Raw genomic sequence first — 13408 nt, forward strand, 5'->3', positions numbered from 1 at the left:
GACAGGTCTTTGCGGCTCGCTGGCCGTGATCATCAACGCCGTTTATACGGGCGCTATACAGCGGCTCACGAGGCTGGCCCCTGATAAGCCGGATGACTCTTCTCGGAGGCCCGACGGTGTTGCGCGAACGGCGGCAGGGCGCCGCACTACCCGCCATGATCTCGCTTGCTCTGTTATCCAGTCTGTTCGCCTCGGTCCCGGCGAAGGCGGTCACGCCGCCCGTCCAGGCCCCCGTGAGAGCCCCGGCGGTGACCTGCCCCGAGGAGATGCCGACCGAGATCGCCGCGCGGCTGGCCGCGCAGGTCTGCGGCAGGCGTGTCAGGGCCGCGCAGATGACCACGGAGAACGACGAGTACTTCGTCAACCCCGACGGCACGCTCACCCTTGAGCACCGCTACCGCCCGGTCCGGGTCAGGCGCGACGACGCCTGGGTGCCGGCCGACGCGACGCTCGTCACGGCCGCCGACGGCACGGTCGTCCCGAAGGCCGCCTCGGTGTCCTACGGGTTCTCCGGCGGCGGGGACGGGCCCCTGGTGCGGGCCGCCCGCGAGGGCGTGGAGTTCACGCTCGGCTCCCCGCTCGGCACGTTGCCGAAGCCGGTGGTGTCCGGGGCGACCGCGACCTATCCCGAAGTGCTGCCCGGCGTCGACCTGGTGCTCACCGCCGACGTCGACGGCTTCGCCCAGAAGCTGATGGTCAAGAACCGGCGGGCCGCCGCCGACCCGCGGCTGAGGTCGCTCACCTTCGGCGCCGACGTCGACAAGGGCGCGCTGAAGGCCGACCGGCACGGCAACCTCACCGTCGTCGACGAGAAGGACGAACCGGTCTTCGCCGCCGTCGCCAACGAGATGTGGGACGCCGCCGCCGAGAACGCGGCCAGGAAGACCCCGGCCGCCGCCTCGAAGACCGTCGCCGAGGCGCTCGATCCGGGCAGACGCGCCACGATGGGCGTCAAGGTCGGCCGGGACGCGATCACGATCACCCCCGACGCGGCGCTGCTGGCCGACCCGGCCACCGTCTTCCCGGTGACGATCGACCCGAGCTTCACCGCCGCCAAGTCGGCCTGGACGTACGTCGACTCCCGCTACCCGACCAGCACCTACTGGAACAGCTCCAACGACGCCACGTCGGGCACCTCCGACTCCGGCGGCATGAAGCGGCGCTCCTTCTTCAACATGAACCTGTCGGGCATGGGCACCCGCAAGCAGATCGTGTCCGCCACGTTCAACCTCTACGAGCACTGGGCCTGGTCGTGCTCGGCCCGGAACGTGGAGCTGCACCGGACCGCCGCGGTGTCGTCGTCGACCAACTGGAACAACCAGCCGGCCTCGAACCTGTCGATCGGCGCGAAGAACGTCGCGCACGGCTGGTCGTCGAGCGGCCAGGGCGGGCCGTCGAGCTGCCCGGCGGCGTGGGTCGGCTGGAACGTGGCCTCGGCCCTCCAGGGCGTCATGGACGCGGGCGGCACCTCGGTGACGTTCATGGTCAAGGCGTCCAGCGAGACCGACAACACCTACTGGAAGCGGTTCGCCAACAACCCGAACATCTCCATCACCTACAACACGCTCCCGGGCACGCCCACCGCCCTGGCGGTGGCGCCCTGCTCCACCTGCTCCAGCCCGGCCCTGGTGGGGGCGGCGCAGCCGACCCTGTCGGCGAAGGTCTCCGACGCCGACGGCACGGCGCAGCGGGCCGACTTCGAGGTGTGGAACTCCACCAAGGCCACCAAGATCACCGGCGGCTCGGTGTCGGGCGTCGCCAACAACGGCACCGGCACCTGGCGGGTCGCCACCCCGCTCGCCAACACCTCCTACAACTGGCGGGTGCGCACCTACGACGGCACCGCCTACGGCGCGTGGTCGGCCTGGTTCGCCTTCACCGTCGACGCCGCCGCGCCCGACAGCCCCGAGGTCGCCTCGGCCGACTACCCGGCCGGCACGTGGTCGAAGGGCGCCGGGCAGGCCGGCACGTTCACCGTCACCCCGGCGGGAACCGACGTGTCGGCCGTGCTCTGGTCGTTCGACGGCGGCGCCCAGCAGTCGGCGGCGAACACGGGGAGCGCCCACACGGTCACCTGGACGCCCGCCACCGACGGGCCGCACACCCTGCGGGCCTGGGTGAAGGACAAGGCCGGCAACCTGTCGGAGCCCGCCCAGTACGACTTCGGCGTGGGCAGGTTCGCGGTGACCTCGCCGCAGGACGCGAGCTCCACGGCGCGGCGCACCGTGCTGGCCGCCGCCGGCAGCGCCGGCGTCACCGCCGTCTCCTTCTCCTACCGGCGCGGCGAGGCCGACGACTGGCACCAGGTGCCCGCCGCCGACGTGCGCCGCCGCTCCGACGGCGCGGCGGTCACCTGGCCGGTGGCCATGACCGCCGGGGTCTCGCCCGACCTGGTCTGGGACGTCACCCGCACGCTGACCGAGGACGGCGCGATCGAGATCCGCGCCGAGTTCACCACCTCGGGCGGCACCGCCGCCTCCGCGAAGGTGGACCTGACCGTCGACCGCGACGCCGAGGGCGCCACCACCGGCCCGATCGGCCCCGGCACGGTCAACCTGCTCAACGGCGACTTCCGGATGACCACCACCGACGCCAGCATGTTCGGCGTCGGCCTGATGCGCTCCTTCTCCTCGCGCGACCCGCGCAAGGGCTCGTCCCTGCCGGGCGTGGCGCCCATCTTCGGCGCCGAGTGGACGCCGAACGGCCTGGCCCAGTCGGGCGACGGCACCTTCACCGAACTGCACGCCACCTCCGCCACCTCGGTGGAGATCACCGGCGACGGCGCCTCGGTCGGCTTCACGAAGAACACCGACGGTTCCTGGACGCCGCAGTCGGACGCCGGCAACCTCCGGCTGACCTACGACGCGGCGGCCGACCGCTACACCCTGACCGACTCCACCACCGCCGACCGCACCGTGTTCGCCAAGGTCAACGACGCCTATCTGGTACGGGCGGTCTACCCGGCCGGCGGCAAGGGCGGCACCGTCTTCGTCTGGGAGCCGGTGACCGGCGCCGACGGCGCCCGGCTCGCCCGGCCCACCAGGATCATCGCCCCCGCCTGGTCGGTCGCCTCGCCGAGCGACTGCGACGTCGCCACCCTGGCCGCCCTGCCCGAGGGCTGCCGCCTGATCGTGGTCACCTACGCCACCACGACGACGGCGGGCGCCCAGCTCGGCGACGTCGCCGGGCAGGTCAAGCAGATCAGCCTGTGGGAGGGCGGCGTCGCCGCGCCGCGCGGCCTGTCCGAGTACCGCTACGACGACCTCGGCCGGCTCCGGGAGCGCTGGGACCCCGCCACCCCCGCCGTGAAGACCCGCTACGACTACGACCTCGGCGGCCGGGTCAACCGCTTCACCCCGCCCGGTGAGCTGCCGTGGACCCTCACCTACGGCCGGGCCGGGAACGCCGACACCGCCGCCGACGGCATGCTGCTGGCCGTCTCGCGGCCGACCCTGCGCCCCGGCACCCTGAGCGAGACCAACGGCACCGCCGTCACCTCGGTGGTGTACGACGTGCCGACCAGCGGCGGCGGCGCGCCCTACAACCTCTCGCCCGCCGCCACGCTGACGTGGGGCCAGGCCGACCCGCCGTCCGACGCCACCGCGATCTTCCCGCCCGACCAGGTGCCCGCCAACCACACCGGGCGCGGCGGGCTGGCCGCCTCCGACTACGGCCGGGCCACCGTCACCTACCTGAACGCCAACGGCGCGACCGTCAACCGGGCCGAACCCGGCGGCGGCCTGTCGGCCAGCCAGTACGACGCCCACGGCAACACCGTGTCCACCCTGTCGGCGGGCAACCGGGCGCTGGCCTTCGGCCAGGGACCCGGCGCGGCCGAGGAGCTGACCCGGCTGGGCCTGATCAACAGCTCGACCGCCGAGCGGGCCCGGCTGCTGTCGGAGGAGACCGTGTACTCCGCCGACGGCCAGCGCATGCTGGGCGAGTTCGGCCCGCTGCACCTGGTGCGGCTGAACGGCGTCCCGACCCCCGCCCGCAAGCACCAGGTCAACACGCTCGACGAGGGCCGGCCCGCCGACGCCAAGGTCTCCGGCCTGGTCACCACCACCGCGGTCGGCGCGTGGTCGCCCGGCGGCGGCGCGGACGCCGACGTGCGCCTCACCCGGACCTTCTACGACTGGGCCACCGGCAAGGTGGTCAGGACGGTGACCGATCCGGGCGGCCTGGCCGTCACCCGGACCACCGGGTACGACGCCGACGGCCGGGTCGTCAGCGCCACCATGCCGAAGTCGTCCGGAGACGACGCGGGCACCACCACCAGCGCCTACTACACCGCCGACGGCTCCGGCGCCTGCGGCGGCAGACCGGAATGGGCCGGCCTGCTCTGCCGCACCCAGGCCAAGCAGCACGTCTCGGGCGGCGGCTCCAACCCGTCCGAGCTGGTCACGAAGGTGTACGCCTACGAGGAGGGCGGCCGGGTCGCCTCGGTCACCGAGACGGCCAACGGCGTCACCCGCACCACCGCCACCACCTACGACACGGCCGGCCAGGTGCTCACCACCACGGTCACCGGGGGCCTCGGCACGGCCGTGCCCGTCGTCACCAACAGCTACGACGCGGCCGGCCGGCTGACCAGGACCACCGCCTCCACCGGCGCGTCCATCACGCGGGAGTACGACGCCCTGGGCCGGCAGACCTCCTACACCGACGCCGACGGCGGCGTCACCCGGGTCGAGTACGACGCCCTCGACCGGGTGATCAGGAAGACCGACGGCGCCCCGTCCACGATGACCTACGAGTACGACCTCGACGCCGACCCCCGCGGCCTGCTCACCGCGATGACCGACTCGGTCGCCGGGCGCTTCACCGCGACCTACGACGCCGAGGGCGGCATCGTCGCCGAGCAGCTGCCGGGCGGCGTGTCGTACACGGTCGGCAAGGACCCGACCGGCGCGCCGACCCGGCGCGTCTACCAGAACGCCGCCGGGGTGAAGCTCCTGGACGACGCGGTCACCTGGTCGATCCACGGCCAGCAGCTCACCCGCACCGGCCTGTCGGCGCAGATCGTCGGCTACGACAAGATCGGGCGCATCTCCTCCGTCGACGACACCGTCGGCGGCGTCTGCACCCGCCGCGCCTACGGCTACGACGCCAACTCCAACCGCACCTCGCTCACCAGCGGCGGCTGCGACGGCGGCGGGGCCACCACCCGCACCCACGCCTACGACACCGGCGACCGGCTCGTCGACCAGGGCTACGTGTACGACGCCTTCGGCCGCACCGTCTCCACCCCCGACGGCCTGGCCGTCGACTACTACGCGACCGACCTGGTCAAGGCGATGACGTCGGGGGACACGCGGCAGTCGTACACGCTGGACCCCCAGCTCCGCCGCAACAGCACCCTGACCGAGGTGCGCACCGGCGGGACCTGGGCCGCCACGGCCCGGCGCGTCGAGCACTTCGACGCCGACGACGACACCCCCGCCTGGGTGGTGGAGGACGTCGCCACCGGGCGGGTCAGCCGGAACGTGCACTCGGTGTCGGGCGGCCTGGCGGCGGTCACCTCCGCCACCGGCGAGATCCGGCTCCAGCTCACCAACCTGCACGACGACATCAACGTCGTGCTCGACCTGACGACCGGCGTGCCGCTGGCGCTCGACTTCGACGAGTTCGGCAACCCGCGACCGGGCCAGCCGGCCGGCCGCTACGGCTGGCACGGCGCCGCCGAGCGGGTCACCGACACCCCCGACGGCACGATCCTCATGGGCGTGCGGCTCTACCAGCCCAGACTCGGCCGGTTCCTGCAGACCGACCCGGTCGAGGGGGGCAGCGCCAACGCCTACGACTACGCCGCCCAGGCGCCGACGTCCAACGCCGACCTCGACGGCCGCAAGTGGTACTGGTGCCGCACCTTCTCGCACTTCGCCTTCAACCACTGCGGCGTCACCCGCGCCTGGTACCACGGGAGCTGGCGCACCGTGCGCTGGGTGAAGACCCCCCGGGGCTGGTGGGTGCGCGGCATCCTGTACGACTACTGCACCAGCAGCCCCGACCGCCCGCTGGGATTCGACTTCCGGCAGGCCTGCATGATGCACGACTACGGATACGCCCTGCGGAGGATGGGCTACATCTCCAGCAAGTACCAGGCCGACGCCGTCTTCTACAACGTGCTCTGGAACGGCGTCTGCCCGGCGTACGCCTGGTGGAAGCGCGGCACCTGCCGCAACCTCGCCACCACCTACTACCTGGCCGTCTTCTACGGGGGCCGGGTGTGACGGACCGGTGATCCCGGCGGGGACCGTCCCACGGTTCCCGCCGGTGTCTTTCTGACCCATGGGTTGACGGTTGTGACTCCATCGTGCACATTTGAGCGGCTTTGATCATCGTGATCGCCGTTCCACTGGAGCCTGATGGAATTCGCCGTCCTGGGGCCGCTCCGCGTGTCGGACGACGCCGGGGTGCTGACGCTGAGCGCCGGCAAGCAGTGCGTCATGCTGGCCGAACTGCTCTGCCGCGCCGGTCGCCCGGTGTCCGCCGACGTCCTGGTCGAAGCGCTCTGGGGACAGCGTCCGCCCCGCACCGCCGCCGACAACCTGCGGCTGTACGCGCACCAGCTGCGCCGGGTGCTCGGCCAGGACCGCGTCACCCGCACCGGCACCGGCTGGACGCTCACCGTCCATCCGGGGGAACTCGACGCGGAGGTGTTCGAGACCCTGGCCCGGCGGGGCCGCGCCCTCCTGGCCGCCGGTGACCACGAGGAGGCCTCGGCGGTGCTCGCGCGGGCGCTGGAGCTGTGGCGCGGTCCGGTCTACGACGGCCTCAACGTCACCGACGGGCTGCGCGAGCACGCGCGGCGGCTGGAGGAGGAGCGCCTCACCGCGCTGGAGAACCGCGTCGACGCCGACCTCGCGCGCGGCCTGTCGTCGGCGCTCGTGCCGGAGCTGACCGCGCTCGTCGACGAGCAGCCGCTCCGGGAGCACCCGCGCGCCCAGCTCATGACGGCCCTGGCCCGGTCGGGCCGGCAGGCCGAGGCGCTGGCCGTCTTCCACGACGCGCGCCGGGTGTTCGCCACCGAGCTCGGCCTCGACCCCGGCGACGAGCTGCGCGACCTCCACCAGGCGATCCTCACCGGCACCCTCCCGGACGACCCGGCCGCGCCGCCGCCCCCGCCGCGCGAGGCCACGCCCGCGCAGCTCCCGGCCGACATCTCCGACTTCACCGGCCGCGACGACCAGCTCGGCCGGATCACCACCCTGCTGGGCGGCCCCCCGCCCGCCGGCCCGGGGCACGTCCGGGTGTGCGTGATCGCGGGCATGGGCGGGGTCGGCAAGACGACGCTGGCCGTGCACGCCGCCCACCGCATCGCCCGCGACTACCCCGACGGCCAGCTCCACGTGAACCTGCACGGCGTCGAGCCGACGCCCGCCGACCCCGGGCAGGTGCTGGCCTCCTTCCTGACCGCGCTGGGCGTGCCCCGGACCGCGATGCCGGAGACCACGGAGGAACGCGCGGCCTGCTTCCGCAGCCAGGTCGCCGACCGCCGGATGCTGATCGTGCTCGACAACGCCGCCTCCGAGCGGCAGGTGCGCCCGCTGCTGCCCGGTTCGTCGGGCTGCGCCGTCATCGTCACCAGCCGGACCCGGCTGACCGGCCTGTCCGGGGCGACGCTCATCGAGTTGTCGGTGCTGCTGCCCGCCCAGGCCGTGCAACTGCTCTCGCGGATCGCCGGGGCCGGGCGGGTGGCCGCCGAACCCGAGGCCGCCGCCGAGATCGCCCGCCTGTCCGACCGCATCCCGCTGGCCGTCCGGGTCGCCGGGGCGCGCCTGGCGGTGCGCCCCAACTGGCCGCTCAAGCGGCTGGCCGGCCAGCTCACCGACGAACGGCGGCGGCTCGACCAGTTCGCCACCGGAGACCTGGCGGTGCGGGCGAGCCTGGCGCTCAGCTACCTCGGCCTCGACCCGGCCACCCGCAGGGCCTTCCGCCTGCTCGGCGCCCTGGACGCCCCCGACTTCGCCGCCTGGACCGCCGCCGCCCTGCTCGACCTGCCGCTGGCGGCGGGGGAGGAGCTCGTCGAGTCCCTGGTGGACCGCCAGCTCCTCCTCATCAGCGGCGCCGACGCGGCCGGGCAGTCCCGCTACCGCTTCCACGACCTGGTGCGCCTGTACGCCCGCGAGCGCGGCGCCCTGGAGGACGACGACGCCGCCGTGCTGGCGGCGCTGGCCCGCGCCTTCGGCGGCTGGCTCGCCCTGGCGGAACACGCCACCGAACGGGTGCACGGCACCTCGCTGGCCATCATCCACGGCGACGCGCCCCGCTGGCGGCCCCCTGACGAGGCGCCCGCGGAGCCGTGGGAGCCGCTGGCCGGCCACGACCCGCTCGCCTGGTTCGACGCCGAACGGGCCGCCCTGGTCGCCGCCGTCCGGCAGGCGTGCACGCTGGGCCTGACCGCCGTGGCCTGGGACACCGCCTGCTCCCTGGAGCGCTACCTCGACGTGCGCGGCCGGTTCGACGACTGGCGCACGATGCACGAGCCGCTGTTGGAGGCCTGCCGGGCGGCGGGCGACCGGCTCGGCGAGGCGACCGTGCTGCGCGGCCTCATCTCGGCGACGAGCTGGATGGACAACGAGGCGATGGCCGCCCACTACGACGGCGCCGAGCAGCTCATCCCGCTGTTCACCGAGGTCGGCGAGGACCGCGGGCTGGCCGACGCCCACGTGATGCGGGCCTGGGGCGAGGCCGCCCGGGGCGCCCTGGCCCAGGGCCTGGAATCCGGCCGGACCGCCCTGCGCCTGGCCGAGGGGGCGGGCCACCTGAGCGGCCAGGCCCGCGCCCACGTCTGCATGGCCGTGACCTACGGGTTGTCCGACCTCGACATGGCGATCGTGCACCTGCACAAGGGCCTGGAGCTGGCCGAACGGGTGGGCAACGCGCGGTTCGAGGCGACCGCGCTCCAGTTCCTCGGCCTGGCCCACGCCCACCTGCGCCAGTACGACCAGGGCATGGCCTACCTGAGCCGCGCCATGACCGACCGCCGTTTCGGCGACGCCCTGGTCGACGCCACCGGCATGGTCGCCCTGGCCCGTCTCTACGCGGTGGCCGGCGACCCGAGGGCCCGCGGCGCGGCCGAGGCCGCCGAGGAGTTGTGCCGCAACCACCGGCTGGCCCACCACCGCGCCGACGCCCTGTGGGTGCTCGGCGAGGTCGACGTGGCCGAGGGCCGGGTCGACGACGCCGTCACGCATCTGGAGGAGTCGGTGCGCCTGTGGCGGGTGCGCGGCTGGCAGGCCTTCATCGCCGCGGCCCTCGACAGCCTGGCCGAGGCCTACGCCGCGGCCGGACGGCCGGCGGAGGAGAAGCTCGCCCGCGAGGAGGCCGAGGCGCTGAAGCGGAAGGGCCGCGAGCAGATCGGCCTGCCCGGCTGAAGCGTCAGAACCGGGGGTCGTTGCCCGCCTTCGTGCTGACCTTCAGGTTCAGCGCGCGGGCCACGTCGCCCCACGAGACGTAGGAGAAGTTGGTCGCGTCGCGCTCCCCGTCCACGTTCGCGCCCGTGTCGGGCTCGTCGTGGGTGACCAGGAGCCCCTTGGTGAACCTGCCGACCGGGCGGTTGGTCACCGTGAGGCCGTCGGAGCCGTTGACGTCGTCCACGCCCTTGACGCCCTTGACGCGGAAGGTGCCCAGCGGCCGGTTCGTGCCCTGGCGGTCGTAGACGGAGAAGGTGTCGTCGCCCTGGCTGGAGACGATGACGTAGCCGGTCGCGCCGCCCGCGTAGTAGACGTCGACGCCCTCCGCGTCGGCGGTGAGGCGGTCGCCGCCGAAGCCCGGGGCCTTCGGGTCGACCGGCTCGCACTCCTCGGTCTCCTCGTCGTAGACGTCCTCGACGCCGAAGTCGGTCACCTTGTCGACGAGGGTCGGCTTCCGGGAACCGAGGGGGAGCGGCACCCGCCACAGGCCGACGTCCTCCTGGGCGGCGTACAGGACACCCGAACGCTGGTCGACGGCCAGGCCCTCGAAGTGGGGGAGCACCCCGGGCTCCTCGCAGGGCTTCCAGGTCTTCCCGTTCGGCAGCGGGAACTCGGACGGCATGGTCAGCTTCTCGACGTCGGCGTAGCCGAGCCTGCCGTCCTTCTCGACGATCCGGGCGGTCGCCAGGGTCGTCGCGCCCTCCTGGGTGACCACCGCGTAGGCCTCGCCGGGACGGGGCTGGTGGACGGCCAGGCCGTAGGCGGTGTGCTCCTCGTCCACCGTCTCCCGGTCGGGGCTGAACAGGAAGGGCTGGTCGGGCGCGGTCACCTCGCGCAGCGGCTCGGCCGCCGAGGGGTCGATGGCGAAGAAGCGGATCTGGTCGTTGTAGCGGTCGGACACGACCGCCACGTCGACCTTCCGGCCGCCGAGCGGCACGCCGTAGGCGATGTCGACGTTGTTGTAGCGGCCCTCGACGCCGTCCCGCCGCGGGGCCCTGGTCGCCTTCAGCGACTGACGCTCCCGTGACTCCAGGTCGTAGACGCGCAGGCCGCCCTCCTTGGCGGTCACGATCACGATCGACTTGCGGGAGTCGCGCGGGTGGACCCAGATCGCGGGGTCGTCGCCGGAGGCGTTGCCGCCCTGGTCGTCGTCGTACAGGACGGGGGTCTCGTTGTCGGTCGTCACGACCGCGGGGCCCTCCGCCGAGGCGGGGAGGGCGGACAGCAGGACGGTGGCGAGGACGCCGGCGGCGAGCGCGGCTTTGGAGGTGCTGTTCACGCGTGTGAGGCTGCCGGACCGATCTGTCGGGCAGGTTAACCCTGGGGGGCCGCCAGGAGCCGGAGCATCTCCTGGATCTGCGCGTTGCGCGACTCCTCGATGCGTTTGGCCAGGTCCTTCGTCGAGGCGTCCAGGCCCGTCTTCACCTCGGTGCGGGCCATGTCGACGGCGTTGTGCTGGTGGCCCGTGAGCAGGTTCAGGAAGCTGGTGTCGAACTGGTCGCCCGGCACCCTCTCCAGCGACAGGATGTCGGAGGGGCGGGTCTCGTGCAGGCCGCCGTGGGCGTCGTGGGAGCCGGGGGGCGCCTCCATCGGCTGCTCCCACCGGGTCAGGCGGGTCGTCATGGTCTTGGCCTCGTCCGACTGGGTGGCCCGGATCGCCGACGCCAGGGCCTTCACCTCGGGGCGCGCGGCCCGCTCCTCGGCGATCTCCGCCATCCGTATGCCCTGCTCGTGGTGCGGGATCATCATCTGCAGGAACATCACGTCGGCGGCGTTGAACGCGGGCTCGGCCGGGGCGGAACATCCGGCCACGAGGGCGAGGACGATTGCCAGACGCTTCATGGCTCCCTCATTGTTGTTCGGAGCCGGCACGGCGCGCGGACTGCGCCGTGCCGGCGGTCTTCAGAGGACTACACGCGGGCCCAGAGCGCGGGCACGTTCGGCGGCTCCCAGCCGGCGAGCGAGGTGTGCGCCTGGAGGCAGCGGTAGGTGGCGCCGCCGTAGGTCACGGTCGAACCGGTGGCGTAGTAGGTGCCGGTGCGCCACGTGCCACCCGCCGGGGGCGGGGTGACGGTGGGCGTGGGCGACGGCGGACGGGGGGTCACGGTCGGCGTCGGGGACGGCTGCGGGTTGGGGTTGCCGCCACCGCCGATCTGGAGGTCGACGCAGCTGTAGAAGGCCATCGGGGTGTCGGCGATGTTCCAGACGGCCAGCAGGCGCTGGCGTCCGGAGAAGCCGCCGAGGTTGACGTTGTGCGAGACCGTCGCACCCGGCTGGCGTCCGCCGTCGTTGAAGACGGCGACCCGGGTGTTGCCGATGAAGTACTCCCACGTGCTGGTCGCGTGGCGGGCGGTCAGGACCCAGTTGAAGGTCACGTTCTGCCCGACGGAGGTCGCGGGCCACGGCTTGCTCTCGTCGCTCAGCTGGGCGAACTGCGAGAGACCGCCGTGACAGTTGCGCTGGCCCTTGGGGCCCTCGACCGACTGCGGTTCGTAGACGATCGGACCGCAGTTGGCCACCCGGCCCTGGGCGCAGTTCGCCTGCCGGCTCGGCGGCGAGGAGATGTAGCCGTGGGCGTGGGCGGGACCGGTGAGCACGACCAGCGTCGAAGCCACGGCCGCCAGGGCCGTGACGATCGACAAGATCGTTTTTCTCATGTGAAGCTCTCCTTCCTGGGGGGCTTCCGAGCAATGTAAAAGAAAGTTTCCTAAGAGTAAATGGTGTGACGAGCCTCCTGTCAGGGCCTTGGTCAACTTCGCGATTCAGTTGTCGGTACACCCAGATACGGTGCCCTGGACGCTCGCGTTCAAGGAGGTTCCCGATGGTCGGAGTCGACGACGTACGCCGGGTCGCGCTGGCCCTGCCGCGCACCACCGAGCACCTGATCCGCGACCGGGTCAAGTTCCGCGTCGGGCGGATCGTCTACGTCGCCTTCTCCCGCGACGAGACCACGATGGGCTTCGGCTTCCCCAAGGAGGAGCGCGCCGCCCTCGTCGCGGCCCGGCCCGAGACCTTCTTCCTGCCGGGACCGGCCGACCTGCGCTACCAGTGGGTGGAGTGCCGCCTCGACCGCCTCGACCCGGAGGAGATGGCGGAACTGGTCGTCGACGCCTGGCGCATGTGCGTCCCCAAGAAGGTGGCCCGCGAACACCTGGGAGACCCGGCATGACCATCCCACCGCAGTGGGCTGTCGAGAAGGGGAACACGCTCGCCGTCCCGGGCGCGAAGGTCCACCTCGCCGAGAACCTGCGCGCCGCCGATCCGTGACTCACCGACGAGCGGTACGACCGCGTTCAGTCCGGGGGATAGAGGGTGGTCGCCGCCGTCAGGACGAAGTCGATCAGCCGGTCGGCGTAGGCGGGGGCCTGGGCGCGCATGTCCTCCCGGAGCTCCTCCGGCGTGGCCAGCACGTGCTGGAGCACCGCGCCCAGCAGCGTGTCGAGGATCAGGGTGGGCGACGCCTCGGGGCCCAGCTCGCCCCGGGCGATGGCGCGGCGGATCATCTGCCGCGCCTCCAGCACCCGCGACTTCCTGATCACGCCCGTCACCGGGGAGAACAGCTCGGGATACGCCCGCGCCTCGACGTGCAGCCGCAGCCCCGCCAGGCCGTAGGGGCCCAGGTAGTGGGCGAGCATCGAGCCGATGAGCTCCCGCAGGTCCTGGCGCAGGGTGCCGGTGTCGATGTCGAACGACGGCACCACCAGGGCCGACTCGATGGCGTCGGCGATGAGCTTCTCGCGGCTGGGCCAGCGCCGGTAGAGGGCGGCCTTGCCGATGCCGGCCCGGCGGGCGACCGCGTCGAGCGTGAACTTCGCCCAGCCCAGCTCGGCGTACAGGGCCAGCGCCGCTCTGAGGGCCTTCCGGTCGACCTGGGCGTCGCGCGGACGGCCGGGTCCCGGAACGGGCATGCCGGGGTCGGTGCTCACAAGGTCAGCAGGCTAACCGCGGGAAATCCGGCCGAACCCGGTTCCCGGGCGGCTGTCGCCGAG

At 73.0% G+C, this 13408-nt stretch carries 7 protein-coding genes; 3 read left to right on the plus strand and 4 right to left on the minus strand.

Annotated features, from left to right (window positions below; all coding sequences use genetic code 11):
- Positions 1-92 precede the first annotated feature (92 nt).
- Positions 93-6233 (plus strand): phospholipase A2, encoded by a 6141-nt coding sequence (locus QSK34_RS06520; protein WP_285581001.1) that lies wholly within the window; start codon positions 93-95, stop codon positions 6231-6233.
- Positions 6234-6368: 135 nt separating this feature from the next.
- Entirely contained in the window at positions 6369-9380 is a 3012-nt protein-coding gene (locus QSK34_RS06525) for an AfsR/SARP family transcriptional regulator (protein WP_285581003.1), read from the plus strand.
- Between the two features lie 4 nt (positions 9381-9384).
- On the opposite strand, the gene QSK34_RS06530 is transcribed toward QSK34_RS06525, so the two are convergent.
- The 3 genes from QSK34_RS06530 to QSK34_RS06540 form a co-directional block, all read right to left on the minus strand.
- Complete coding sequence (locus QSK34_RS06530; protein WP_285581005.1) at positions 9385-10698, minus strand: phytase; 1314 nt, start codon at positions 10696-10698, stop codon at positions 9385-9387.
- Positions 10699-10733: 35 nt separating this feature from the next.
- Entirely contained in the window at positions 10734-11261 is a 528-nt protein-coding gene (locus tag QSK34_RS06535) for a DUF305 domain-containing protein (protein ID WP_285581007.1), read from the minus strand.
- Between the two features lie 68 nt (positions 11262-11329).
- A complete protein-coding gene (locus QSK34_RS06540) occupies positions 11330-12076 on the minus strand; it encodes a lytic polysaccharide monooxygenase (RefSeq protein WP_285581009.1) in 747 nt (248 codons plus the stop codon).
- A gap of 164 nt (positions 12077-12240) precedes the next feature.
- Here QSK34_RS06540 and QSK34_RS06545 point away from each other — a divergent pair, with 164 nt between their 5' ends.
- Positions 12241-12588 (plus strand): MmcQ/YjbR family DNA-binding protein, encoded by a 348-nt coding sequence (locus QSK34_RS06545; protein ID WP_285581011.1) that lies wholly within the window; start codon positions 12241-12243, stop codon positions 12586-12588.
- Positions 12589-12712: 124 nt separating this feature from the next.
- Here QSK34_RS06545 and QSK34_RS06550 read toward each other — a convergent pair whose 3' ends face one another.
- The gene (locus QSK34_RS06550; protein ID WP_202609542.1) at positions 12713-13345 is read right to left on the minus strand and encodes a TetR/AcrR family transcriptional regulator; all 633 of its coding nucleotides are present in this window, start codon (positions 13343-13345) and stop codon (positions 12713-12715) included.
- Positions 13346-13408 lie beyond the last annotated feature (63 nt).

Origin of the sequence: Herbidospora sp. NBRC 101105, from assembly GCF_030269205.1 — a bacterium.
In the GTDB taxonomy this organism is placed as follows: Bacteria; Actinomycetota; Actinomycetes; order Streptosporangiales; family Streptosporangiaceae; genus Herbidospora; species Herbidospora solisilvae.